Origin of the sequence: Streptomyces musisoli (assembly GCF_016741855.1) — a bacterium.
In the GTDB taxonomy this organism is placed as follows: domain Bacteria; phylum Actinomycetota; class Actinomycetes; order Streptomycetales; family Streptomycetaceae; genus Streptomyces; species Streptomyces musisoli.
Genome location: NZ_JAERRH010000003.1, coordinates 754,282 through 778,115, shown reverse-complemented (window position 1 = coordinate 778,115; position 23,834 = coordinate 754,282). Strand labels below are relative to the sequence as shown.

19 protein-coding genes, 1 tRNA gene and 2 pseudogenes are annotated in these 23,834 nt (G+C 73.4%); 12 read left to right on the top strand and 10 right to left on the bottom strand.

The genetic code is table 11. From position 1 onward, the window contains the following. Positions 1–8: 8 nt before the first annotated feature. From JK361_RS11675 to JK361_RS11665, 3 genes are all read left to right on the top strand, one after another. Positions 9–377 carry a DUF8844 domain-containing protein gene (locus JK361_RS11675; protein WP_201815662.1) on the top strand — a complete coding sequence of 123 codons (369 nt, stop codon included), beginning with the start codon at positions 9–11 and terminating at the stop codon, positions 375–377. A 111-nt stretch (positions 378–488) separates the two neighbouring features. Next, positions 489–1,058, top strand: a complete 570-nt coding sequence (locus JK361_RS11670; RefSeq protein WP_201815661.1) for a bifunctional DNA primase/polymerase — start codon at positions 489–491, stop codon at positions 1,056–1,058. Next, positions 1,049–1,122 (top strand) — tRNA-Lys (locus JK361_RS11665). The genes JK361_RS11670 and JK361_RS11665 overlap by 10 nt, the downstream gene beginning before the upstream one ends. Positions 1,123–1,523: 401 nt before the next feature. On the opposite strand, the gene JK361_RS11660 is transcribed toward JK361_RS11665, so the two are convergent. Next, positions 1,524–2,783, bottom strand: coding sequence for a M6 family metalloprotease domain-containing protein (locus JK361_RS11660; RefSeq protein ID WP_201815660.1), 1,260 nt, complete (start codon positions 2,781–2,783; stop codon positions 1,524–1,526). 321 nt (positions 2,784–3,104) lie between these two features. Here JK361_RS11660 and JK361_RS11655 point away from each other — a divergent pair, with 321 nt between their 5' ends. Continuing rightward, complete coding sequence (locus tag JK361_RS11655; RefSeq protein WP_201815659.1) at positions 3,105–4,910, top strand: putative bifunctional diguanylate cyclase/phosphodiesterase; 1,806 nt, start codon at positions 3,105–3,107, stop codon at positions 4,908–4,910. Here the strand turns inward: JK361_RS11655 and JK361_RS11650 are convergent. The 5 genes from JK361_RS11650 to JK361_RS11630 form a co-directional block, all read right to left on the bottom strand. Continuing rightward, a complete protein-coding gene (locus tag JK361_RS11650; protein ID WP_201815658.1) occupies positions 4,889–5,986 on the bottom strand; it encodes an LLM class flavin-dependent oxidoreductase in 1,098 nt (365 codons plus the stop codon). The genes JK361_RS11655 and JK361_RS11650 overlap by 22 nt on opposite strands. Before the next feature lie 555 nt (positions 5,987–6,541). After that, positions 6,542–7,879: an AAA domain-containing protein gene (locus JK361_RS11645; RefSeq protein ID WP_201815657.1), complete on the bottom strand. Its 1,338-nt coding sequence runs from the start codon at positions 7,877–7,879 to the stop codon at positions 6,542–6,544. Then, positions 7,876–9,465, bottom strand: a complete 1,590-nt coding sequence (locus tag JK361_RS11640) for an amino acid adenylation domain-containing protein (RefSeq protein WP_201815656.1) — start codon at positions 9,463–9,465, stop codon at positions 7,876–7,878. The genes JK361_RS11645 and JK361_RS11640 overlap by 4 nt, the downstream gene beginning before the upstream one ends. Continuing rightward, positions 9,456–10,715 (bottom strand): hypothetical protein, encoded by a 1,260-nt coding sequence (locus tag JK361_RS11635; RefSeq protein WP_201815655.1) that lies wholly within the window; start codon positions 10,713–10,715, stop codon positions 9,456–9,458. Before JK361_RS11635 ends, JK361_RS11640 begins: the two co-directional genes overlap by 10 nt. Then, on the bottom strand, positions 10,612–11,556 hold the full coding sequence (locus JK361_RS11630; protein WP_201815654.1) for a phosphatase PAP2 family protein: 945 nt from the start codon (positions 11,554–11,556) through the stop codon (positions 10,612–10,614). Before JK361_RS11630 ends, JK361_RS11635 begins: the two co-directional genes overlap by 104 nt. Positions 11,557–11,796: 240 nt before the next feature. Between JK361_RS11630 and JK361_RS11625 the strand changes: the two genes are divergently transcribed. Beyond that, entirely contained in the window at positions 11,797–12,393 is a 597-nt protein-coding gene (locus JK361_RS11625; protein ID WP_201815653.1) for a histidine phosphatase family protein, read from the top strand. Positions 12,394–12,781: 388 nt separating this feature from the next. Here JK361_RS11625 and JK361_RS11620 read toward each other — a convergent pair whose 3' ends face one another. Then, on the bottom strand, positions 12,782–14,275 hold the full coding sequence (locus tag JK361_RS11620; protein WP_201815652.1) for an NsdA family TPR-like regulatory protein: 1,494 nt from the start codon (positions 14,273–14,275) through the stop codon (positions 12,782–12,784). Positions 14,276–14,540: 265 nt separating this feature from the next. Between JK361_RS11620 and JK361_RS11615 the strand changes: the two genes are divergently transcribed. From JK361_RS11615 to JK361_RS11605, 3 genes are all read left to right on the top strand, one after another. Further along, a complete protein-coding gene (locus JK361_RS11615; protein ID WP_236052735.1) occupies positions 14,541–14,951 on the top strand; it encodes a hypothetical protein in 411 nt (136 codons plus the stop codon). Between the two features lie 34 nt (positions 14,952–14,985). After that, positions 14,986–15,867: a spermidine synthase gene (locus JK361_RS11610; protein ID WP_201815650.1), complete on the top strand. Its 882-nt coding sequence runs from the start codon at positions 14,986–14,988 to the stop codon at positions 15,865–15,867. Positions 15,868–16,032: 165 nt separating this feature from the next. After that, entirely contained in the window at positions 16,033–16,383 is a 351-nt protein-coding gene (locus JK361_RS11605) for a hypothetical protein (protein ID WP_201815649.1), read from the top strand. Positions 16,384–16,498: 115 nt separating this feature from the next. On the opposite strand, the gene JK361_RS11600 is transcribed toward JK361_RS11605, so the two are convergent. Next, positions 16,499–17,011 carry a hypothetical protein gene (locus tag JK361_RS11600; protein ID WP_201815648.1) on the bottom strand — a complete coding sequence of 171 codons (513 nt, stop codon included), beginning with the start codon at positions 17,009–17,011 and terminating at the stop codon, positions 16,499–16,501. A gap of 98 nt (positions 17,012–17,109) precedes the next feature. On the opposite strand from JK361_RS11600, the gene JK361_RS11595 reads away from it, so the two are divergent. The 3 genes from JK361_RS11595 to JK361_RS11585 all read left to right on the top strand — a co-directional run bounded on the left by JK361_RS11595 (position 17,110) and on the right by JK361_RS11585 (position 20,830). After that, positions 17,110–17,814: a response regulator transcription factor gene (locus JK361_RS11595; protein ID WP_201815647.1), complete on the top strand. Its 705-nt coding sequence runs from the start codon at positions 17,110–17,112 to the stop codon at positions 17,812–17,814. Continuing rightward, positions 17,811–19,214: a sensor histidine kinase gene (locus tag JK361_RS11590; RefSeq protein WP_201815646.1), complete on the top strand. Its 1,404-nt coding sequence runs from the start codon at positions 17,811–17,813 to the stop codon at positions 19,212–19,214. The genes JK361_RS11595 and JK361_RS11590 overlap by 4 nt, the downstream gene beginning before the upstream one ends. A gap of 131 nt (positions 19,215–19,345) precedes the next feature. Then, a complete protein-coding gene (locus tag JK361_RS11585) occupies positions 19,346–20,830 on the top strand; it encodes a glycoside hydrolase family 18 protein (RefSeq protein WP_201815645.1) in 1,485 nt (494 codons plus the stop codon). A gap of 278 nt (positions 20,831–21,108) precedes the next feature. Here the strand turns inward: JK361_RS11585 and JK361_RS11580 are convergent. Next, positions 21,109–21,369, bottom strand: a pseudogene (locus tag JK361_RS11580) (family 1 glycosylhydrolase); the annotation flags it as partial. 121 nt (positions 21,370–21,490) lie between these two features. Then, a pseudogene (locus JK361_RS11575) lies at positions 21,491–21,853 on the bottom strand (LacI family DNA-binding transcriptional regulator); the annotation flags it as partial. 494 nt (positions 21,854–22,347) lie between these two features. On the opposite strand from JK361_RS11575, the gene JK361_RS11570 reads away from it, so the two are divergent. Next, on the top strand, positions 22,348–23,667 hold the full coding sequence (locus tag JK361_RS11570) for an ABC transporter substrate-binding protein (RefSeq protein WP_201815644.1): 1,320 nt from the start codon (positions 22,348–22,350) through the stop codon (positions 23,665–23,667). Positions 23,668–23,834 lie beyond the last annotated feature (167 nt).

Genomic DNA, 23,834 nt, shown 5'->3' with positions numbered 1-23,834 from the left:
GTGAAGACATGGCGGAGCCCACGCCGCGTCGTAACGAACCGCGGCTACGCCCCGCGCCCCTGCTCTTCGAGCCCGCGGAGGCGGCCTCGGATCCCGAACACTTCTTCGATCTGGAGTCCATCGAGGATCCGCGGGAGCTGCTGGCCCGCGCGACGGAGCTGACCCAGGCGTTCCGCGCGGCCGCCGACCGCGCCGTGGAGTTCCAGGCCGTCGCGGCGGCCCAGCTCGCCGACCCCCGCCGCTTCGACCGGCTGACCCCGGCGGACATCGCCGACCGGGCGGAGTGGACCGAGGACTACGCGAAGAAGATGGTCGAGTTCGGGCGGGACCTGATGCGCGGAGAGGGCGACGGGGGCACGCCCGCCGATCCGCTGTAGCAACCCGGGGGCATATGCCAGGCGGGCAAGATACTCCTCCCCGGCCGACCCTGTCCCGGTTTTCCGCAACTCAGGAGAACGACCCGCTCACCGGCTGTACATGTAGATGTCATGAGCAGCGCCCCGAACGTCACGTGTGTCAGCCCCGACGGCGTCGCCTGGCTCGCCTCGGCAGGAACGTATACCCGGAGCACGCTCGCCCTGTGGCGGGAGCGTCCGGACGCCCCGGTCGTCCTGCCCTGCGGCACCGCCTTCGACGTGGTGAGCGTCCCGGCGGTCTTCGGGCGCCGGATGCTGGACCGGCTGTGGGACGAAGGGGCGGGATCGGGCCCCGTCGCGGTGTTCCGGGGCCGGATGCTGCTCTTCGCCGCCCCGGGCACCGCCCAGCGGCTGCCCTCGCTGCTCGCCTGGGAGGAGTGGGGGTCCCAGCGGGCGCAGGAGGTGCCGCCGCTGCTGTGCCACGGCACGGGCGACGCGGTGACCGTCCCGCCCCTGACCGGCGGCGACACCTCCGGAACCGCCCGCTGGCTGGTCGCGCCCGACACCCGGCACCCCTGGCTGCCCGGACCCGAGGTCATGCTCTGGGCGGCCGTACGGGCCGCCCGGGCCGCCGTACGGATTTCGATTTTTCCTCCCGCCGACCAGGATGCTAAGGTCTACGACGTCAGCAGGCGCCGCTAGCTCAGTTGGTTAGAGCAGCTGACTCTTAATCAGCGGGTCCGGGGTTCGAGTCCCTGGCGGCGCACGATGACGATGGCGATCCATGTCCGCGGAAAGCGCGGAACTGGGTCGCCATCTCTGTTTTTGCGCGGCTTCGCCGCGCGTGGTGGGGGCTTCGCCACCCACACCCCCATCGGGTCGGCACGCTGGGCGTTGGCTGGGAAGGGGACGGGGCTTCGCCAGCCGCACCCCCCATCGGGTCGGCATGGTGGGTGTCGGCCGGGGAGGGGGCGGGGCTTCGCCAGCCGCACCCCCCATCGGGTCGGCATGGTGGGTGTCGGCCGGGGAGGGGCCGGTGGGGGTGATCGCCGGGCAGGCTGGGGTCGGTGGTGTTCGTCGGTCTGGTGGGGCCGGTGGTGCCGACGGTCGGCAGGGTGGGGTCGTGGGCGTCGGGTCGGCCGGTGTACGCGTCGGTGCCGTCTTGGGTCAGCCTTCGGTGCCTGTGGTGATCTTGACCGTCCAGGCCCCGGACGCCGTGCGTCCCTCCGCCTCCACCTTCACGTCGTCCCCGGGCACGGTGAAACTCTCCCCCAGGGAGACCGGCGCGTCGGCGAGCGGCGGGTAGACCGAGTTCTCCCAGCAGGCCTCGGTACGCGGATGGGAGTCCACCACCTGGACCGGGCCGTCGCCGGACGCGGCGCCCCCGCGTACCCGGTACACCAGGATCCCCTGCCGGCAGGACGCCCGGTCGTTGCCGGCCGCGCCGCGCGCCTCGAAGGCGAGGATGCTGTCCGGACCCGTGCGTACGACGGCCAGCTTGGCACCGTGGCCGAGGCCGAAGGCGGGAGCGCCGCCCGTCCCCTGCACCGGGACATTGGGCCCGGCCGCGAGGGGTTCCAGGGTGAGGCGGGTCGGCGTGGCCCCCCGCACACACACCACCTGGCGCGGATCCAGCCATCCCAGCTTCCACTTGTGCCAGGCGAGCAGGTCCGGCGCCAGCCCGAACTGGCTGCCCATCAGGTCCCAGTCGCCCACATGGGTGTCCCAGTCGCCCTTTCCGTCGACCGGGCGGTGGTACAGGTCGGGCAGGTCGAAGACGTGCCCGGTCTCGTGGGCGAGGACGAGACGGTCCGGCGGATGGTGTTCGAACACGGTGACGACCCGGCGGATGTCCGTACCGTCCGCGTGCAGCGGCGTTTCGAGATTCACCACTTTGGTGGCGTCCGAGTCGACACCGGGAGCGTCCGGATCGGCGACGAGATATACGACCTGGTAGCGCGAGAAGTCGACCTCCTTGTCCGCCACGGCGAACGCGTCGCGCAGATAGGCCGCCCGGTCCTCGGCGTTCCAGTCCCGCCTTATGGCGTAGGAGGCCGACGCGCGCGGCATGCGCAGCCAGCGCTCCAGCGGGTGCGGGCGCAGCGTGAACCTGCCGTACGACGACTGCGCGTAGAAGGTGCTGGTGGCGGGGAAGTGGTCGGCCGTCAGCTCCGCCGGCGTGGTGCGCGGGGCCGAGTCCGGGAAGGAGAGAAAGACCAGCACGGCGTCGAGCGTGCCCGTCGGACGGGTGTAGGAAGGGCTCCAGGTGTCCACACCCTCCGAATGGTGGGCGTCGGTGCGGTGCAGGGCACAGGGCGTCGTCGAGAAGGGTTCGGCAGCCGAATGGCCGGTGAGGATCGAGGTCGCGGCGAGCGCCGACATCGTGGTGAACACGGCGGCGGTGCTGCGCAGCTTGGGCACGGACATGACCTCCGGATGCGGTTCTCGGGACCCGCAACCAGATTGCTGGTATTCATTGCCTTATGCCCTGTTTGCCTGCACCGGAAGGGTGAGCGCGCCCCCGTCGTGCGCCGTCGTGCTCCGGCGCTCGACACCCCGGAACACTCACGGAACGTCACAACTGGTCGGGGGGCTGAAGAACCCGTCCAGGTGCGGGCAGAAACGATCTGTCAGAACCTGTGGTCTGTCCGGGAGACTGGAGAGTGGCTGGAAGGGCCCGGGGCCAGCCTCTATGATCGGCACACTTTCCGGCACGGACAGAGATCGAGTGCACTGCGGGAGCGAGCGGTGAGCGGAACGTCCGAAGGGCCGACGCCCGCGGCAGACCTCGACCGGTCAGCCGTCACAGACAGTCACCAGACCACCTACCACCGTGTCTTCGCGGCCGCCCCGCTCGCCATGGCGGTCGTGTCCTCCGAGGGCTTCGTCGTCAGTGCGAACGCCGCCCTCGGTGAACTGCTCGGCGCCGATCCGGCCATACTCACCGGGCGGGTCGCCGCCGACCTGGTGGACCTGGCCTCGGACGCCCGCAGCTGGCACGCCTACCGCGAGGTGCTGCGCGGCCGGCAGGCCCGCCTGCGCTGCACCCGCCGGCTCAAACGCCCCGAGGGGCAGGCGGTGTGGGTGCAGGTCACCGCCGCCCCGCTGGCCGATGGTGAGCCCGGCGTCCTGATGTCGGTCGCCGACGTGAGTGCCCGACGTGAACTCCAGGCGCAGCTGCGGCACTTGCAGATGCACGACCCGGTGACCCGGCTGCCCAACCGCACGCTGTTCTTCGAGCGGCTCACGGCCGCGCTGGAGGCGGAGTCGTACGAGCAGGGCGGCACCGGCCGGATCGGCCTGTGCTATCTGGACGTCGACGGCTTCAAGGCCGTCAATGACACCCTCGGCCACCGCTTCGGCGACCGGCTCCTCACGGCCGTGGCCGAACGCCTGACCCGGGTCGCCGACCAGGCCGGGTACGCGCGCGCCGCCACCCCCCTGGTGGCCCGGCTCGGCGGCGACGAGTTCGCGCTGCTGGTCGAGGACTCCACCGGCACCGAACAGCTCGCCGATCTCGCCGAGTCCGCGCTGAAGGCGCTGGAGGAACCCTTCGACCTGTCCGGGCAGCGGCTGTCCCTGACCGCGTCCATCGGCGTCGTCGAGCGGCACGCGGCGGGTACGACCGCGACCGGCCTGATGCAGGCGGCGGACACCACCCTCTACTGGGCGAAGGCCGACGGAAAGGGCCGCTGGACGCTGTTCGACCCCGAGCGCAACGCCCACCGCATGACCCGCCAGGCGCTGTCCTCCACCCTCCGGCCCGCCATCGAACGCGGTGAGTTCGCCCTCGAGTACCAGCCGCTGGTGGCCATGGAGGACGGCCGGCTCAACGGCGTCGAGGCCCTCATCCGCTGGCATCACCCGCAGTTCGGCACGCTGACGCCGAATCGGTTCATCGGACTGGCCGAGGAGGACGGCTCGATCGTGCAGCTCGGCCGCTGGGCACTCGCCACCGCCTGCCGGCAGGCCCGCCGCTGGCAGCTGGACCGGCCCGATGAACCGCCCATCTTCGTCAGCGTCAACGTGGCCGTACGGCAGGTGTGGGACTCGGACCTGGTGGCCGACGTGGCGGAGACCCTCGCCGAGACCGGGCTCGCCCCGCACCTGCTCCAGCTGGAGCTGACCGAGTCCGCGGTGATGGGCTCGGCGGGCCGCCCGCTCCAGGCCCTCCAGGCCCTCAGCGACATGGGTGTGCGCATCGCCATCGACGACTTCGGCACCGGCTACTCGAACCTCGCCTACCTCAGCCGCCTGCCGGTCTCCGCGCTGAAGCTGGACGGCTCCTTCGTCCGCGGCTTCCAGTACGAGGAGGCCGCCAAGGGGGTCATGCCGAACCCCGCCGACGAGGTCATCGTGGAGGCGATGATCCAACTCGCCCACCGCCTCGGCCTGACGGTCACCGCGGAGTGCGTGGAGACCTCGGCCCAGGCCACCCGGCTGCGCCGGATCGGCTGCGACACCGGGCAGGGCTGGCTGTACTCCCGCCCGGTGTCGCCGGATCGCATCTCCGAGCTGCTGGGGGCGCAGACCTACGCGGTCGGCAACCCGTAGGCGTCCGCGATCAACTCGTAGGAGCGCAGCCGCAGTTCGCCGCGGTGTGCGTGCGAGGTGAGCATCAGCTCGTCGGCGCCGGTGCGCTTGTGCAGGTCGTCCAGGCCGGAGCGGACCTCGTCGGCCGTGCCGTGCACGATGTTCGTCGTGTAGGAGGCGGCGAACTCCTCCTCCATCGGGCTGAACTCGTGCCGCTCGGCCTCCTCCGGGTCGGGGAACAGGCCCGGACGGCCGGTGCGCAGCCGGATCATGTTCAGCGCCGTCGCCCTGATCTGCCGGCGGGCCTCCCGGGCCTCGTCCGTGGCGAGGGCGGAGACACCGATGAGGGCGTACGGCTCGTCGAGGACCGCGGAGGGGCGGAAGGACTCCCGGTACAGGTCGAGGGCCGGGACGGTGTTCTGCGCGGAGAAGTGGTGCGCGAAGGCGAACGGCAGGCCGAGCAGGCCGGCCAGCCGGGCGCTGAACCCGGAGGAGCCGAGCAGCCAGACCGGCGGGCGGTGCGGGGACTGGACGCCGCCGGGGGCGCTGCCCTGCACCGGCCCCGGGATCGCGTGGATCCGCCGGTACGGATGGCCGTCCGGGAAGTCGTCGTCCAGGAACCGGGTCAGCTCGGCGAGCTGCTGCGGGAAGTCGTCGGCGCCCTCGTTGAGGGTCTCGGTGCGGCGCAGCGCGGCGGCCGTGGCCCCGTCCGTGCCCGGCGCCCGCCCCAGGCCCAGGTCGATCCGCCGCGGGGCCAGCGCCTCCAGCGTGCCGAACTGCTCGGCGATCACCAGGGGGGCGTGGTTGGGCAGCATGACGCCGCCCGAGCCGAGCCGGATGCGGTCGGTGTGGGCGGCGAGGTGCGCCAGGATCACGGCGGGGGAGGAGGAGGCCACGCCGGGCATGGAGTGGTGCTCGGCGACCCAGTACCGGTGGAAGCCGCGGGACTCAGTGAACCGGGCGAGCGCGACGCTGGTGCGCAGCGCGTCGGTGGCGGTACTGCCCGCGCCGACGGTCACCAGGTCCAGTACGGAGAGGGGGACGGGTGCGGTCCCCTGCGTCGTGCCCCGGATCTCGTCTGCCTCGTCTGCCGACACGGTGTCGCCTCCTGTTGCGAACGTGAGCTGTCCTCGGCCCACTAACAGGAGGCTGTCCCCGTTTATTCCGCACCCCCACCTGCCTACCGGTCCGTCGGGTGGGTGCCGGTGGTTCCGGTGGCGCCGGTGGTCAGGTGGTGCCGGGGGTTGGTCGGGCGGGTGGGGTGATGTGGGTCAGGGTGCCGGTGGTTGGTCGGGCGGGGCGGTGGTGGGGGTCAGGGGTGCCAGGGGGTGCGGTGTTCTGTCAGGTGGGCCAGGACCGCGTGGTTCGCCTCCCAGCCGTCCGGGCTGTGTTCGTCGGCCGCCTCCGGCGGCGTGCCGGACTCCGTCCGGCGGGTGGGTGCTGGTGGTGCCGGGGGTTTGACGGGCGGGGCGGTGGTGGGGGTCAGGGAGACCAGGGGATTCGGTGTTCTGTCAGGTGGGCCAGGACCGCGTGGTTCGCCTCCCAGCCGTCCGGGCTGTGTTCGTCGGCCGCCTCCGGCGGCGTGCCGGACTCCGTCCGGCGGGTGGGTGCTGGTGGTGCCGGGGGTTTGTCGGGTGGGGCGGTGGTGGGGGTCAGGGAGACCAGGGGATTCGGTGTTCTGCCAGGTGGGCCAGGACCGCGTGGTTCGCCTCCCAGCCGTCCGGGAACTTCACCAGCGTGCCCAGCTGGACCGGTTCCGTGGAGGGGTAGTCGTCCAGGAGGTCGGTCACGCCGGCGCGGCAGACCACGATGCACGCGTGACGGTGGCGGGAGGCCAGGACGCACAGGCGGCCGGTCTCCAGGTGGAAGGCGGTGGCGTCGGGGCGGCCGGAGAGCGGGTGCAGGACGACCGTGACGTCGTACTCACGGCCCTGGAGGCGGTTCGCGGTGTCGACGGTGACGTCCCGCACGCCCAGCTCGGCCAGGGCCGCGCGGACCGCCGCCGCCTGGTCCCGGTGGGCCGTGCCGACGGCGACACGGTCGGCGGTCAGCGGCGTGGGGGCGGAGGAGCGCTCGGACGTCGCCGCGCCGCCCCGGTCCAGGAGGCGGCGGACCACCGTGGCCACCGCCCGGACCGCCTCGGGGTCCGTGCGCGGGGTGTGCCGGGCGGGCAGCTCCAGCAGACCCCACCCCGACTCCGCGGCCTCGTCGATCACCCGGTCCGGGCCGGAGCCGTCGGAGGGGACGGCGAAACCCAGGCGGCGGTCCCCGTGGGACGTGCCGCTGCGGAACGGGGTGTACGGGTAGAACGCGTTCGAGACCAGCGGGGCCGCGGAGGCCGGCAGCCGCCAGGACACCGGCAGCCGGTGCTGCGGGAGGTCCGGGTTGTGGGCCAGGAGGGTGGTGACCGCGGAGGCCGAGGGGTCGTACGAAAGGCCCGCCCACTGCTCGCTGCCCACGATCGCGAACGGGTCCAGCTGCCCGGGGTCGCCAACGAACAGCGCCCGCTCGAACAGGCCCGCGACGGCCAGCAGGGAGTCCGACCGCATCTGGTACGCCTCGTCCACGATCGCGTGCCGCCAGGGCTCGTCCACCTTCACGTGCGCCCACTTCGCGGCGGTGGACAGGACGACCGGCAGCCCGCTCAGGTCGGCCGCCTTCGCCGACGTACGCACCTGCGGCAGGTCGTCCAGCGCCTTGTTGTACGCGTCGGCGTCGCTGCTGTGCAGGCGGCCGACGGGCAGCTCCGGGTTCTTCTCGGCCAGGCGCAGGACCAGATCGTCGACCTGGGCGTTCGTCTGGGCCACCACCATCAGCGGGCGCCCCGCGTCGGCGAGTTCCAGGGCCGCGCGGACCACCAGGGTCGACTTGCCGGCGCCCGGCGGCGAGTCCACCACCACACCCCGCTCGGTGCCGTGCAGCGTGTCGTGGAGGATCGCGTCGGTGGCGCGGCCGGCCGCGGCTCCGGGATCGAAGTCGACGGTCGTCACAGCACGTCCTCCTCGGTCACGGTGTCGGGTGCCTCCGGCGCGGGCTCGCCCGGCGGACCGCCGTGCGTCCACGGGGTCTCCTCCGGATCGGGCAGCTTCGCCCCGCCGCGCTGCTCGTGCTCGAACAGGGTGAAGCAGACCCGGTCGCCCTTCTCCGGCACCGACCCCGGCTCGGGCTCCTTGCCGCGGCCCATCTTGTCCAGGATCCGCACCACGAGCACACCGTCGCCCTCGCAGCCGACGTACTCCGCCGACTGGGGCCTGCCGTTCAGCGAGCGGTACACCTTCGCGCGCTCCGCCAGATGCGGCCGGTCGTCCGTGCGAACCGTCACCAGCGGGCGCGGGCTCGGCCGCTTGCCCTCGCTGTACGCCGGCACGACGTCGGTCACCTCGCCCGCGAACGCCTCCCCGGTCAGCCGCCGTCCCGCCATCACCAGCGGGTCGTCCAGCGCCTCCTGCGCCTCCAGGCGGCCCTGTTCACGCTCGCGCGTGGCCAGCTTGTTCGCCGCCGTCACCGCGTCGTCCCGGCGCGGCTGCGGAGGCTCGCCGGCCAGCACCCGGTCCCGGTGCCCGGTGAACGACCAGCGGTCCCGGGTCCAGCGCCCCTCCACCTGCGCGCCCGCCGGCAGCGCCCGCAGCAGGTCCAGGCCCCGCCACACCGCGTCCCAGGTGGGCCGGGTGCGGCTCGCGACGAGGTCGCGGACGTCCCGCTCGGCCGCGGTGAGCGCGGCCAGCCGGTCGTCGGCCTCCAGCGGGTCCTCGGCGGCGGCCAGCGCCGTACGCGCGCGGTCGTAGCGCTCGATCGCCGGGGCCAGCAGCTTGTTGTCGAACGCCGGGTCGGTGGCGGGACCGGCCGGCGGGCACAGCAGCTGCCCGGCCGGGTCCCGCTCCAGCTCGGCCCGGCGGGCGGCCTCGGCACCGGTCAGACCGTCCGGCGGGTCGATCCAGGCGAGCAGCGCGCCCAGGTGCTGGTCCTCCAGCCCGGACTGTCCGGTCGCCCAGTGCCGGGACAGCACCTCGGTCAGGGCGAGCAGGAGCGAGGAGCCGGGGACCCGGGACCGCTCGCCGTAGTGGGTCAGCCAGCGGCCGAGCAGCGGCACCCGCGGCGGCGCCGGATAGGGCGCGTCCGGGTCCTGCTCGGCGGTACGCCGGAACCGCATCGAGCGGCCCAGCAGCCGTACGAAGTCCAGGCCCGCGCGGCTCGGCACGATCAGCTGCGGCGCGTCCGCGCACAGCTCGGCCTCCACCTTGACCCGCTTGCCGGTCTCCGGGTCGGTCTCGGTGCGCTCGGCCGCCTCCACGGACGCGGCGTACGCGTCGACGTACGGCAGGACGATGTCGGCCAGGTCGGCGAGGAACGCGAAACGCAGGTCGCGGTCCCGGGGCTGCGGTACGGCCAGCAGCCGGGGCGCGTCCCGGTCGGTGCCGACCAGCGCGCCGAGCGGGGCACCCGTCTCACCGGCGGTGGTCAGCGGCACGAACACCAGCGGGCGGTCGGACAGATGCCGGTGCCGGACGGTCGCGGCCGGCTGCGCCCGGCCGCTGCCGACGGCTTCCAGCCGGGCGAGGGTGGTGATCAGGGACACGCGGACACCTCCCCGGCCTCCGCGCGCGGGGACGGCGCCCGGCCCGCCGCGCGCAGGGCCTCCGCGCGCAGGGCCGCGGCCTCGTCGGCCGACCGGAGGGCTTCCGCGCGCAGGGCGGCCGCCCTGCGCAGCGCGGCGACCGCCGGGTCGTCCGGGTCACCGGTCTCGCCGTGGGCCGCCGCGAGGACCTCCCCGACCGTGGCCAGGCCGCCCAGTTCGGCCCGCAGGGGCCGGCCGAGGCGGGTGACCGCGCCGGCCGCACGGGCGCGCTCCCGGCAGTGGAAGGCCAGCTCGCAGGCCGCCAGGCATTCCGGCGCGTAGGTCGCCGGCACCGCCTCCACGGCCGCCGTCAGCTCCTCCGCGGACCGGTCGGGCGCGAAACACGTGCCCTCGGGCAGCGCACCGGCGATCTCCTCGACACGGGTGAGCCGGGCCAACTGGCGGGCGGTGACCGCGCGCTGCTTGCGGACGTCCACGGCGGAGCCCGTGGGCAGGTTGGAGAAGTCCCTGGGACACACCAGCAGCACCCGGTGGTGCACCCGCGGGACGGGATCGAGCCGGGCGGCGACCTCCTCCAGCGCCAGCACGTACACCGCCGCCTGCCGGGCGGCCGCGCCCACCTTCGCCGGGTCCGCGGAGCCGTCCACCATCGGGAACGACTTGATCTCCACCACCGACCAGCCGCCGTCGGGGTGCACCACCACCGCGTCCGGCTCCAGGAAGGCGAGCGAACCCGCCACGTCCAGGGCGAGCATCGGATGGTCCAGCAGCGTCCAGCCGCCGGCCCGCACGGCCTCGCGCAGCGCCAGCGCCGTACGGGCCGTACGCCCCTCGGGGCCGTGCGCGGTCAGGTCGGGCACGGCCGCTCCGGCCGGCGCTTCCGCGCCCGGGTCGAGCCGGGCGTGCACCAGCCGCAGCAGCTCCGCGCCGCCGTCCGCCTTCACCTTCGCCTCGAACGCGTTGCCCCGGGTCAGCGCGAACTGGGACTGCCCGAAACCGGACGGCGCGCCCAGCGCGGTGGCCAGCCGGGCCTTGTCCACCCCGGCGCCGTCCAGGATCGCCCGCCGGGAGCACCCGGGGTTGGCGGCGAGCGCCGCGAGGGCGCGCGCGTCCAGGGACTTGGCCGGTACGTCGGGACCGCGCAGCTCAGCGAGCCGGTGCCGGAGCCCCTTCTCCCGTGTCGGTGGGGGAGGCGTCCGGTCCGGCCGCGTCGTCGAACTGCGACTCGCGCTGCCGTGGAATTCGCTCACCCGCGGAAGTCTGGCATCCGGCACTGACAATCGGGGAACCGGTGGTCGGCGTGACCGGTGCGGTGCGGCGCGACAGCCGGTCCCGGAGCAGGTCCGCGGCCCGCATCACGCGCGGCGCCAGCAGGAGACCGACGCCCATCACGGCGACGCCCGCGACCGCGTCCAGGAAGTAGTGGTTGGCGGTGCCCATGACCACGAGCGCGGTCAGCAGCGGGTAGAGGACGCCGAGGACCTTCGTCAGGCGCGTGCCGCCGTACCGCCACAGCATCACACCGCACCACAGGGCCCAGCCCACGTGCAGGCTCGGCATCGCCGCGTACTGGTTGGTCATGCCGCCCATACCGCGCGGGGCGCTGGCCTCGCCGCCCCACCAGCCGTACGAGCTGTACTGCGCCATCGTGTCCACGAAGCCGTGGTCCGCCGAGAGCAGGCGGGGCGGGCAGGTCGGCAGCAGGGTGAAGCCGATCAGGCCGATGAACGTGGACGACATCAGCCAGGTGCGGGCCGCGCGGTAGTACCGGGCACGCGCCCGGAACAGCCACACCAGGATGACGGGCGTGACCAGGTAGTGCAGCGAGGCGTACCAGAAGTCGGCCGGCACCCCGAGCCAGGACGCGCGCGTGAACAGCCGGTTCAGCGGGTGCTCGGCGTCGAGGTGCAGCGCCTTCTCGATGCGCAGGATCGTCAGGCCGTGGTCGACGGCACTGGTGACGTCACCGCGCGCGAGGAGCCGGCCGGCCGAGTAGCAGGCGTAGACCAGCAGGATCAGCGGCAGCTCGGTCCACCAGCGCAGCCGGGATCGGAGGGCCACCTCGGTGCCCGGTGTCTCGGTCTGCGGCAATCCGATCGCCCTCCCCCTTCTGCTGTGCGGTGCGCCCCGGCGGGCGACCGTGCCACTTTACGGGGTCCCTACGACGCCCATGCGGGCACTCCGGTCACGCCTGGCGCACGCTCAGCCCTCGAAGACGCCGGGATCGCCCGCCGGGTTGCCTGGGGGCGGGGTGCGCGATGATGGAGGGACCGAATCCAGTTGTCGTTTCCGTGGCGTCCATGTGACGTCACTCTCCCGGAGAGGTCTCCCATGGCACCGCGCATCCTGCTGGCCCGGCACGGACAGACGGCGTGGTCGCTGTCCGGCAAGCACACCGGCAGGACCGACGTGCCGCTGCTGGAGGAGGGCCGGCGCGGGGCCAAGCTGCTCGGCGAGCGGCTGCACCGCCCTCCGCTGGACGGGCTGGAGGGCGTGGAGGTGCGCACCAGCCCGCTGTCCCGCGCGCGGGAGACGTGCGAACTCGCCGGGTTCGGCGAGCGCGCCGAGCGCTGGGACACGCTGATGGAGTGGGACTACGGCGCGTACGAGGGGATGACCCCGGCCGAGATCCAGGCCGTGCGGCCCGGGTGGCTGATCTGGCGGGACGGCGTGCCGGACGGCGAGACCCGCGCCGACGTGACCGCGCGCGCGGACGAGGTGGTGTCCTGGGCACGCTCGGCCGACCGCGACGTCCTGGTCTTCGCCCACGGTCACATCCTGCGGTCCATCGGCGCCCGGTGGCTGGGGCTGCCCCTGGACTTCGGGGCCCGCATACGCCTGAACCCGACCTCGCTGTCCGTACTGGGCTGGGCCTACGGCGAACCGGCCATCGAAAGCTGGAACGACGTAGGCCACCTGACCCCCTGACCGCTCCCCGGCAGCAAGGACCCAGCAGGGACCACCGCCGGCGCCCCGAAAGGGGCGCGGGGAACTGCGCGACAAGCCCACCACCGCCCCGCGGACCGCCGACTACCGTCCAACCCACCCCGCGCCCGGACCCGCCCCTTCCTCAGCAGTGACCAGCGCCCGCGCCCCGAAGGGGGCGCGGGGAACTGCGCGACAAGCCCACCACCAGCCCGCGGACCGCCGACTACCGTCCAACCCACCCCGCGCCCGGGACCGGCCCCTTCCTCAGCAGGGACCACCGCCGGCGCCCCGAAGGGGGCGCGGGGAACTGCGCGACAAGCCCACCACCAGCCCGCGGACCGGCGACTACAGGCCAACCCACCCCGCGCCCGGAACCGGCCCTTCGAACCTACGCCTTTCCCACCCGCGGCGTGGACGCGTGCCGGTCCAGGAACTCCGACACCCCCGACGCCCGCCGATGAGGCAACAGCACCCTCGCCGTCCCCGCCAGCATCCCCTGGATGCGCGAGGACTGGACCTGGTCCAGCAGGGACAGCACCCGCAGCCCCGCCTCCGCCGCCTCGTCGGGCCGCCCCTCGCGGGCGAGGTCGTCGGCCAGCTCGGCGGTGTAGAGCGCGATGTTGCGCGTGAAGTGCGGATCCTGCAGATGGGCCGCCCGCCGCGCGTGCCGGGACGCCCGCCGCCAGTCGCCCAGCGTCGACCAGCACTGCGCCTCGAGCCCCTCCAGCTCGGCCTCGCCGTAGAAGCTCATCCACTCGGGGTCGGCGTCCGAGCGGCCCCGCTCGAAGAGGGTCTGCGCGCGGACCAGCGCCTGCTCGCAGCCGGTGCGGTCGGCGAGCCCCGCCCAGCCGCCCGCCTCGCGCAGCGCCAGCAGGGACATCAGCCGGGCGGAGCCGAGCGGCTGGGCGGCGCGCTGTGCGGCCTGCGCGGCCCGGACCGCCTCCCGTGGGCGGCCCGTGTCCCGGGCGAGGAACGCGGTGTTGCAGAAGGCGTGCGCCTCCAGCCCAGGGTCTCCGGTCATCCGGGCGGTGGCCAGCGCCTCCGCGTAGTGCGAGCGCGCGTCCTCGAAGCGGCCGGAGTCGTGGGCCAGCCAGCCCACGGAGATGGCGAGTTCACCGGCGCCCGAGTGGAGCCGGTCCGCGGTGGTCTGCCGGGTCGCGCCGGCGTCGAGCAACGCGTAGGCCGCGCGCAACGGAGCGGCCGCGCGCCGGTACAGGCCGTCCGCGCCGTGCCGGTCGTCGAGCAGCCGGATGCGGCGGACCGCCTCCTCCAGCGCCGTGGCCTCGGAGGTCCCGGCACGCCGCGGCGGCCGTTCCGCCGCCGCGGCGCCGGTGGTGAGCCCCAGCGGGGCCAGCGTGGCGGCGGCCACCGTGGCGCCTCCGCCGGTCATGAATGCGCGACGCAGCACGTCGCTCTCCTCGTGGTTCAGGGGGTCTTTCTCATGGGGGTCCCCCCTGTTCGAGCGAAGCCGAGAACGTGGGGGAGGTTCGTGCGGTTCCTGCGTGTCGTACGGTTCGCCGGCCCCGCCCGACTCACCGGGTACCCCGTCGGGGGCGGATGCCTCAGGCGTTTCCACCGCCGTGCGCGCCGAGCGTCCGCGGACGGACGAGCGGGGCGCGAAGCCGAGGTCGGTGAGCGTGCGGCCGGGGAACATGTGCAGGAACACCCGTTCGTACGCGTAGTTGGGGCAGCGGATCTCGCCCGCCTCCACCCGGCCGATGTAGCGCGCGTCACAGCTCACCCGCTCACCGATCTCGCGCGCCGCCCGCCGTACCAGCGCCGCGAACTCGGCCGGTGAGCGCCGGCCGCGCAGCTGCCGGAAGGCCAGGTTCGGCCGGGGTGGCCGTTCGGGCTGTGACGAGGTCACGGTTGACGACGCCATGGCCGGGTCCTCTCGTGCGAACCGTCGAACCACGCCGGGACCGGGACGATTTCGGACGAGTCGCCCGTGTGACGCCCTGGTTCCAGCGGGCATGAACGTACCTGCTGTGAAGGACCCGCCACGCGGTGTTTGGCTACAAACCGGATATCTCATCCACGATCTGCCATGAAGTGCCATCCTTTGCGGCGCACTTGTGCCGTAGCCGTTGACGACCTCGCGCGTTGCACCTCATGGACCGCAACAGGGCTGTGTGGTGGAGGCCGGCATGGAGACCAGCCAGAGCAACGATCCTTGTACGTTGCCGTCGTCGTCCGCGGGCGCGGCGGGTGACCCGGTGTGCGACCTCGTGACGGTGCCGGCCCGGCAGGGGCTGGAGGCGGTCGACATCCTGCGGCGCGCGGCGGTGGACGCGGTGGGACCCGTGCTGCACGACGGCGGCTGCGACACCCTCGGCTTCCTGGTGCCGGCCGGCACCGCCGCCGGCTGGGACGTGCCCGGCAGCACCTGCACGGAGACCGACGGGCGGGGGCTGCGGCTGAACCCCGAGCCGCCGGTGGAGGGCTCCGACTGGCTGCTGCCGCCCGGCGATGCCGACCTCGCCACCGACCCGGTGGTGCTGCGCCGGGCCCTGGGGGAGGCGGCCCGGCTGATCGAGGCGGCCGACAGCTGCCGGTGACGCGCGCCCCCGCGCCGGCTGCGAAAATGGGCGGATGGGCAGGTCCAGGAACACGTCCGGCAGGACAGGGCGCAGGTCGGCCGCCGTCACGGCCGTCGAGGAGCCGGTCGACGGCGGGCTCGCACGGCTCGTGCCCGACCCGGACCGCGGCCGGGCCTGGACGCTGCTGATCGACGGGGCGCCGCAGTCGCACGTCGACCTGGACGACCCCGCGTACCTCTCCTTCGAGTACCAGCGCCGCCTCGGTCATGTCATCGACCTCGTCGCCCCGCCCGGCAGGCCCGTGCACGCCGTGCACCTCGGCGGCGGCGCCTTCACCCTCGCCCGGTACGTCGCCGCGACCCGCCCCCGCTCCACCCAGCAGGTCGTGGAACGGGACGCGAGCCTGGTCCAGCTGGTCCGCCGCGAACTGCCCCTGGACCCGGGCGCGCGGATCCGGGTGCGTGCGGTGGACGCCCGCGCGGGCCTGGCCAAGGTGCCGGACGGCTGGGCGGACCTGGTCGTCGCCGACGTGTTCAGCGGCGCCCGCACCCCGGCCCACCTGACCTCCACCGAGTTCCTGGACGAGGTCCGCCGGGCCCTGAAGCCGTCCGGTGTCTACGCGGCCAACCTCGCCGACGGCCCGCCCCTCGCCCACCTGCGCGGCCAGGTCGCCACCGCCGCCGCCCGGTTCGGTGAACTCGCGCTGATCGCCGACGCGGCCGTGCTGCGCGGAAGGCGCTTCGGCAACGCGATCCTGGTCGCCTCCGACCTGCCGCTGCCGCTCGCCGAACTCACCCGCCGGGCCGCCTCCGACCCGCACCCCGGCCGGGTCGAGCACGGCCGGCCGCTCACCGACTTCACCGGTGGTGCGGTGCCGGTGACGGACGATGCCGCGGTGGCCTCGCCGGCCCCGCCGCCCTCGGTGTTCCGTTAGCGTCCCGCGGCCCGGGCCGAACCGGTTGCCGGGTGGATCAATATCGGTCGTAAACGGCCTTCCTTAATGCAACTCATGTCATTTCAGGAGGATTCTGCGTGTCGTTTTGCGACTGCTGCTGATCTGGTAGCCCATCACTTCGGATGGAACCGAAAGGAAACGGACATGAGCGCTGCTGTCCGACGGACCGCCTACGCTCTGGGCGCGGTCGCCGCGGTCCTTCTCGCCCTCGTCGCGTTCAACACGTTCACCTCGTCCTCGGCCGACGCCGCGGTCTCCAACCCCACCGTCAGGTCCCAGTACTTCACCACCGGCTCCAGCACGATCTACTGTCCCTCCGGCTACGTGGCCACCGGCGGCGGTGTCGGCGTCGACACACCGGCCAGCATGTACGTCTCGCGCACCGAGCCGGTCCAGAACGGCGCCGGCCAGCCGGTCGGCTGGAAGGGCGACATCCGGCAGCGGGCCAACGGCGCCGCCGCCAGCGGAACCGTCTACGTCGTCTGCGCGCAGTGACCCCGGCGCGCATGCCGTCGTAGCGCCACGATGAGGGCCGCCCCCGCCGACCGATCGGCCGGGGCGGCCGTCCGGTTCAGTAGGTTCCGACCTCGACCCGGGGCGGCTGTCCGGTTCAGTAGGTTCCGACCTCGACCCGGGGCGGACCGTCGTGCCAGGTGCAGAACACCGAGACCCGGTCCGCGCCCCGGCTGAACTCCACCCGGATCCAGCTCTCCGTCTTCCACACCTGCATCGACCAGCCGGTTCCCGGCGTCGCCGAGACCAGCGTGGCGTCGGCCGGGCCGAGGTCGAACACCGCCCGGCCGCCGTCGGTGTCGTAGGACCTGACCCTGCCGGACGCGCCGGCCGAGGCGGTGGGCGACGGGGCCTGCGAGCGGGCCGGGGTGCGGGCGGGCGTCGGCGCCGGCCGGGCCGTCCCCGTCAGGGACGGGGTGGCGGACGGCGAGGGCGCCCGGGACGCGGACCTCACGTCGCGGGCCGCCGCGTCGGCAGCCGTGACCGGCAGGGCGCGCGGCGGGTCGTACGCCGTTCCCGCCATCACCGTGTGCACGCCCCACCACGACAGTGTGACCGCCGCTCCGGTGGCGAGCAGCCACGCCAGTACGTGTACGAGTCCTCTGCGCATCGGGGCCATACTGCCTCAGCCCCGCCGCGGTGCGCACGTGCCCCGAGTTGTCCACAGGCACCCGCCCGGCGTCGTCCGCATGGCGTACGGTGCGGCGCATGGCAAGTGTGCTCGTGGTCGAGGACGACCAGTTCGTACGCTCGGCGCTCATCCGGCATCTGACCGACGCCGCGCACACCGTGCGCAGCGTCGGTACGGCACTGGAGGCGCTGCGCGAGGTCGCGCATCTCCGCTTCGACGTGGTCATCCTGGACCTCGGACTGCCGGACCTGGACGGCTCCGAGGCGCTGAAGATGCTCCGCAGCATCACCGACGTACCGGTCATCATCGCCACCGCCCGGGACGACGAGACGGAGATCGTCCGGCTGCTGAACGCCGGGGCGGACGACTACCTGACCAAGCCGTTCTCCGTCGAGCACCTCTCCGCCCGCATCGCGGCCGTGCTGCGCCGGGCCCGCTCCGGCGGTGCGGAGGACACGCCCCCGACCGTGCTCCGCGTCGGCGGTCTGACCGTCGACCCGCTGCGCCGCCAGGCCGAGTTGGACGGCGTCCGGCTCGACCTCACCCGCCGCGAGTTCGACCTGCTCGCCTTCCTGGCCGGCCGGCCGGGGGTCGTCGTCCCGCGCAAGGAACTCCTCGCCGAGGTCTGGCAGCAGTCCTACGGCGACGACCAGACCATCGACGTCCATCTGTCCTGGCTGCGCCGGAAGCTGGGGGAGACGGCGGCACGGCCGCGCTACCTGCACACGCTCCGGGGCGTCGGCGTGAAGCTCGAACCGCCCGTGGACGGTGAGCCGCGATGAGGTGGGCGCTCGTCAAGGTCTGTCTGGCGGTCACCACGATGGTCGTGGTCGCCTTCGCCGTGCCGCTCGGCCTGGTCGTCAAGGAGATGGCCCGGGACCGCGCCTTCTCCAACGCCGAGCGGGAGGCGGCCGCGGTCGCGCCCGCGCTGTCCATCACCACCGACCGCGAGGAACTGGAGCGGGTCGTGGCCTCGGCCGGCGCCGACTCCGGGATGGCCGTCCACCTGCCGGCCGCCGACGGCAGGGCCGCGCTGGACCTCGGCCGGCAGCGCGCCGCCGCCCGCGACATCCAGGCCGTCCGGAGACTCGGCCGCGCCTCCACCGGCACCGTGCCCGGCGGCTCCGCCCTGCTCCAGCCGGTCGCGCTCGGCTCCGGCGCCATCGCGGTGGTCGAGGTGTACGTCCCCGAGTCCGAGATGACCAACGGCGTCGGCACGGCCTGGGCGGTGCTCGCCGCCGTCGGCCTCGCCCTGATCGTCGGCTCGGTCGCGGTCGCCGACCGGCTCGGCGTGCGCATGGTGCGTCCGGCACGGCGACTGCTCGAGGGCGCGCACGAACTGGGCGAGGGCAAGCTGGGTGCCCGGGTGCCGGAGGAGGGCCCGACCGAACTCCGGCTGGCCGCGGTCGCGTTCAACTCCATGGCCGACCAGGTCGTCCAGCTCCTCGCCAACGAACGCGAGCTGGCGGCCGACCTCTCGCACCGGCTGCGCACCCCGCTCACCGTCCTGCGGCTGAACGCGGCCTCCCTCGGTGCCGGGCCGGCCGCCGAGCAGACCCGGGCCGCCGTCGCCCAGCTGGAGGGCGAGGTCGACACCATCATCCGCACCGCCCGGGACGCCAAGCCGCAGACGGCCGCCGCCGGGCCGGGCGCCGGCTGCGACGCGGCCGAGGTGGTCCGCGAACGCATGGAGTTCTGGTCCGCGCTCGCCGAGGACGAGGGCCGCAAGTGGCGAGTGGCCGGCGTCGACCGGCCGGTGCGGCTGCCCGTGGCCCGCGCCGACCTCGCCGCCGGGCTCGACGCCCTGCTCGGCAACGTCTTCCGGCACACCGCCGAGGGCACCGCCTTCGCGGTCGACGTGCACAACGGCGAGGACGCGGTGATCGTGCTCGTCTCCGACGCGGGCCCCGGCATACCCGACCCGGAGGCGGCGATGGCCCGCGGCCGGGGCTCCGGCACCACCGGCTCCACCGGCCTCGGCCTGGACATCGTCCGCCGGCTCGCCGAGTCCACCGGCGGCGACGTCCGCATCGGCGCCTCCGTGCTGGGCGGCACCGAGGTGCGGATCTGGTTCCAGCTCGACGGACGGAAGCCGGTGGGCCGGGGCCACCGGGGCGCGGTGCGACGGCGCCGGCCGCGCGGACTGGTCTCTACCTTTAACCGACTCCGATCGCTTCCTTAAGCGCACCATAAGGTCTTCAACACCCGTCTCGAACAGGCCATTTGTCCGAATCGGGCTCGCTAGCGTGCTGCCGCACCCCACAGGGCCGACCACCCCTGTGACCCCCGTGAGCAGTGAAGGCAGGCACGCGCATGAGCACGCACCGGCGCAGGATCAGTGGCAGGAACAAGGCGATAGGCGGCCTGGTCGCCGCGGCCGTGATCGGCGGCGGCGCGGTCCTGCTCACCGGCACCGCCAACGCGGCCGGCGTGAACGCCGCCTACACCAGGACCAGCGACTGGTCGTCCGGCTACACCGCCCAGTACGTCGTCACCAACAACAGCGGCCAGGCCGAGAAGACCTGGACACTGGAGTTCGACCTCCCGGCCGGCACCACGCTCAGCTCCCTGTGGAACGGCGAGTCGAGCGTCAGCGGCCGGCACGTCACCGTGAAGCCGGCCAAGTGGGACACCGAGGGCCTCGCCCCCGGCAAGTCGGTGACCATCGGCTTCGTGGTGAGCGGCAGCGGCGACCCGACGGGCTGCCGGATCGACGACGCCCAGTGTTCCGCGGACGGCGGCGCCACCCCCGAGCCGAGCGGCCGGCCCACCGAGCCCCAGTCCCCGACGCCGGCCCCCACCAAGACCGGCACCCCCACGCCCACCAGGACGAGCACCCCCACCGCCACCCCCACGCCCACCCCGTCCCAGACCGGCGGCACCGGCACCGGAACGGGCACCACCGCCTCCGCCGGCTTCGCGCCCTACGTCGACACCTCCCTCTACCCGGCCTTCGACCTTCTCGGCGCCGCCGACGCGACCGGCGTGAAGACCTACAACCTCGCCTTCGTCACCGACGGCGGCGGCTGCACCCCGAAGTGGGGCGGTGTCACGGACCTCACCGGCGACGCCGTGGCCGCGCAGATCGGCGCCCTGCGCGCCAAGGGCGGTGACGTGCGCGTCTCCTTCGGCGGCGCCTCCGGCTCCGAGCTGGCCACCACCTGCTCCTCCGCGGACGCGCTGGCGGCGGCCTACGGCAAGGCGGTCGACGCGTTCAAGCTGACCAAGGTCGACTTCGACGTCGAGGGCGGCGCGCTGCCGAACACGGCCGCCAACACCCGGCGCGCCCAGGCCATCGCCAAGCTCCAGGCCGGGCACCCGGGCCTGGACGTCTCCTACACCCTCCCGGTGATGCCCGAGGGCCTCACCCAGGACGGCGTGAACCTCCTCGCCGACGCCAAGTCCAACGGCGTGAAGATCAACACCGTCAACATCATGGCGATGGACTACGGAGCCTCGTACAGCGGCGACATGGGGACCTACGCCGAGCAGGCCGCGACGGCCACCCAGGCCCAGGTCAAGAGCGTGCTGGGCCTGTCGGACTCCGCCGCCTGGAAGACGGTCGCGGTCACCCCGATGATCGGCGTCAACGACGTCTCCTCCGAGGTCTTCAAGGTCGAGGACGCCACCCAGCTGGTGAACTTCGCCAAGTCCAAGGGGCTCGGCTGGCTCTCCATGTGGTCCGCGACCCGCGACAAGCAGTGCGAGGGCGGCATCAAGCCCACCGCCGACGCCACGTGCAGCTCGGTCACCCAGGACAGGTTCGCGTTCTCGAAGGCGTTCGGCACCTACAACTGACCGGCACCGCGGGACGTTTCCCGGCCGGGCTCACCCGCCCGGCCGGGAAACGCGTCCCGCGTGCATCTTCACGCGCGGACCGCCCCCGGCGGACCGCGCCCTTCGGCCGGCACACCGGCACCGCTCGGCTAACCCGCAGGCACCGGACAGGCACCGCTCGGCTAACCCGCAGGCACCGGAGCCGGCACCGCTCGGCCAACCCGCAGGCACCGGACCCGGCACCGCTCGGCCAACCCGCAGGCACCGGACCCGGCGCCTCCCGGCCAGCCCGCAGGCGCCGACGCCAGCACCCGCGTCCGTGCCGCCTCCGCGTACCACCGCGCGCTCGACTTCGGCGTCCCCTCCAGCGTCGCGAAGTCCGCGAACACCGCCCCGAACCGCTTGCCGTAGCCGTACGCCCACTCGAAGTCGTCCGGCAGGGACCACGGGAAGCAGCCGCGGACGTCGGCGCCGTCGTCGATGGCGCGGCGGACCGCCGCGAGGTGGCCGTGGAGGTAGGCGATGCGCTCGCGGTCGTGGACGCGGCCGTCGGGGTCGGGAAAGGCCACGGACGTCGGTTCGGGCATCGGTTCGGGCATGAGGGTTCTCCCAGGGGCCGAGTGCCCGCATTATGCATGGGAGCGCTCCCATGTCGAAAGGGGCGCCCCGGGACCCGGCACCTCGCTCGTTCCCCGTCAGGACCGGCGGCAACTGCATGCCGACGGCGGTGAGTCCGGCGGACACGCCCCGGATGACGCCCGAGAAGTACGGCTCGGAGAACAGCCGGTGCTCGGCGTCGGGCACGACCAGCGCCACCGCGTCGGTGCGGCGGGTCGCCAGGGGCGGGCGGCGCTGTCGGGCACGTGGCCGACTTCCGCGATCGCCCGCTCGGCGGCCGCCCGGGAGCGGTCGCTGACCTTCGGGGATCCGTTGATCACCCGCGAGACCGTGCCGCGCCCACGCCGGCGCGGGCGCCACGGAGTTCAGGGCCGGGCGCCGGACGTCCGCGGTCCCGGGCGGCTGCGGCCGTTCGGCAGGACTCATCGTTCACCTTCCGGCGGTCCGTGGGGCGGGTGCCTCATTCTGACCCCGGGCGTGCGGCAACCACCGTGTGACGGGGCGCAGTTGGCCGGATGCGGGGATTGACCCGCCGGTGACCTGCCCCGACGCTGTCCGCAACAGCCGGACGGCGGGCCGGTCGTGCGTTGTGGTGCGACACGTTCCCGTGACGCGCTGAACACGCTTGCGCAACAACGCCGTCTTCAAGTCTTGACACCCGGCCTGCCACCAACGAGTCTTCCGGCATGCCGCGTGGGAGCGGTCCCACGGAATGACCGGGGGCCCTCTCCCGCTTGGATCGAACCACCCATGGCCTTCCCCTCTACCTTGCATGGCACATCGTTGACCAGCACCTTTCCACCGCACGCCGTGTGCTGTTGGCTGGCCGCTGCTCGAACCGAGAGGGCAGGTCCGGACCACCGAGCCCTGATGGTCCGAATCCTGAGGTCCCGTTCCCCACTGGAACAAGGAGTAGTGGAATGCGCATCACCCGCACCGGCGGTGGTCACGGCCGCAGAGCGACGGCCGTGGCCACGACGGTCCTGACGGCCTCCGCACTGCTGCTGACCGGCTGCAGCAGCGACGACGACTCGGACACCGCGGACGCCAACGGGAACATCACCCTCACGGTGGCCGACTTCGGGCAGTTCGGCTACAAGGAGGCCGGCCTGTTCGCCAAGTACCACGAACTGCACCCGAACATCACGGTCAAGGAGGAGACCACCGCCAACGAGCAGGACTACTACCCGAAGCTCCTTCAGCAGCTGAACACGGGCAGCGGTCTCGGCGACGTCACGGGCATCGAAGTCGGGCGCATCAAGGAGGTCGTCGACACCCAGGCGGGCAAGTTCGCCGACCTCGGCAAGACGATCGACGTGAACGACTGGGTGTCCTGGAAGGAGAAGCAGGCCACGGCCGAGGACGGCACGGTGATCGGCGCCGGTACCGACATCGGCCCCATGTCGCTGTGCTACCGCAAGGACCTCTTCGAGAAGGCGGGCCTGCCCACCGACCGCGAGGCCGTCGCCAAGGCCGTCGCCGGCGGCTGGGAGGACTACCTCGAACTCGGTGAGCAGTACAAGAAGAAGGCGCCCTCGGGCACCTACTTCATGGACTCCGCGTCCGCCATGTACAACGCGGTCGTCAGCTCCTCCGCCCAGCAGTACTACGACGCCGACGGCAAGCCGGTGTACAAGGAGAGCCAGTCCGTGCAGCAGGGCTGGGACCTGGCCGCCGAGGCCGCCGGCAAGAAGCTGTCCCAGGGCCTGCCCCAGTTCACCGACGCCTGGACGGCCGCGCTGCGCAAGGGCACCGTGGCCACCGTGGCCTGCCCCGCCTGGATGGCCGGCCAGATCTCCACCAACTCCGGCGACGCCTACAAGGGCAAGTGGGACATCTCCCGCGCCCCCGGCTCGACCGCGGCCAACTGGGGCGGCTCCTTCCTGGCCGTTCCCAAGAACGGCAAGCACGTCAAGGAGGCCTCCGAGCTGGTCAAGTGGCTGACCGCTCCCGAGCAGCAGGCCGCGGTGTTCAAGGCGATCGGCGTCTTCCCGTCCAACAAGAAGGCCTACGAACTGGCCGACGTGAAGAACGCCAAGCTCCCGTACTTCAGTGACGCCCCCATCGGGCAGATCTACGCCGAGGAGGCCAAGTCCATCCCCGAGGCGGTGCTCGGCCCGAAGGACGCCGCGATCAAGGACACGGTCTCCACCCAGATCAACAACATGGAGCAGCACGGCACCTCGCCCGACGACGCGTGGAAGGCCGCGACCGAATCGATCGACAAGGCGCTCGGCTAGCCGGCCCCGGGTGCGGGGGCCCGCCGGCCGACCGCACCCCGCCCGCGCGGGCGCGCCGTCCGCGCCGTGCCCGGCAGAGCGACGCCCGGTACGCGGCACGGGCCACGGGTCCGCGCAGGCGAGTGTCCGACGGCACGAGCGGTGCCCCGGCAGGGGCGCCGCCGCCG

Coding starts and splice junctions, on each gene's coding strand:
- JK361_RS11625 (WP_201815653.1), top strand. CDS start 11,797: ATGGCACCGCGCATCCTGCTGGCCCGGCACGGACAGACGGCGTGGTCG.
- JK361_RS11595 (WP_201815647.1), top strand. CDS start 17,110: ATGGCAAGTGTGCTCGTGGTCGAGGACGACCAGTTCGTACGCTCGGCG.
- JK361_RS11660 (WP_201815660.1), bottom strand. CDS start 2,783: ATGTCCGTGCCCAAGCTGCGCAGCACCGCCGCCGTGTTCACCACGATG.
- JK361_RS11620 (WP_201815652.1), bottom strand. CDS start 14,275: ATGGCGTCGTCAACCGTGACCTCGTCACAGCCCGAACGGCCACCCCGG.
- JK361_RS11570 (WP_201815644.1), top strand. CDS start 22,348: ATGCGCATCACCCGCACCGGCGGTGGTCACGGCCGCAGAGCGACGGCC.
- JK361_RS11610 (WP_201815650.1), top strand. CDS start 14,986: ATGGGCAGGTCCAGGAACACGTCCGGCAGGACAGGGCGCAGGTCGGCC.
- JK361_RS11670 (WP_201815661.1), top strand. CDS start 489: ATGAGCAGCGCCCCGAACGTCACGTGTGTCAGCCCCGACGGCGTCGCC.
- JK361_RS11675 (WP_201815662.1), top strand. CDS start 9: ATGGCGGAGCCCACGCCGCGTCGTAACGAACCGCGGCTACGCCCCGCG.
- JK361_RS11605 (WP_201815649.1), top strand. CDS start 16,033: ATGAGCGCTGCTGTCCGACGGACCGCCTACGCTCTGGGCGCGGTCGCC.
- JK361_RS11600 (WP_201815648.1), bottom strand. CDS start 17,011: ATGCGCAGAGGACTCGTACACGTACTGGCGTGGCTGCTCGCCACCGGA.
- JK361_RS11585 (WP_201815645.1), top strand. CDS start 19,346: ATGAGCACGCACCGGCGCAGGATCAGTGGCAGGAACAAGGCGATAGGC.
- JK361_RS11615 (WP_236052735.1), top strand. CDS start 14,541: ATGGAGACCAGCCAGAGCAACGATCCTTGTACGTTGCCGTCGTCGTCC.
- JK361_RS11590 (WP_201815646.1), top strand. CDS start 17,811: ATGAGGTGGGCGCTCGTCAAGGTCTGTCTGGCGGTCACCACGATGGTC.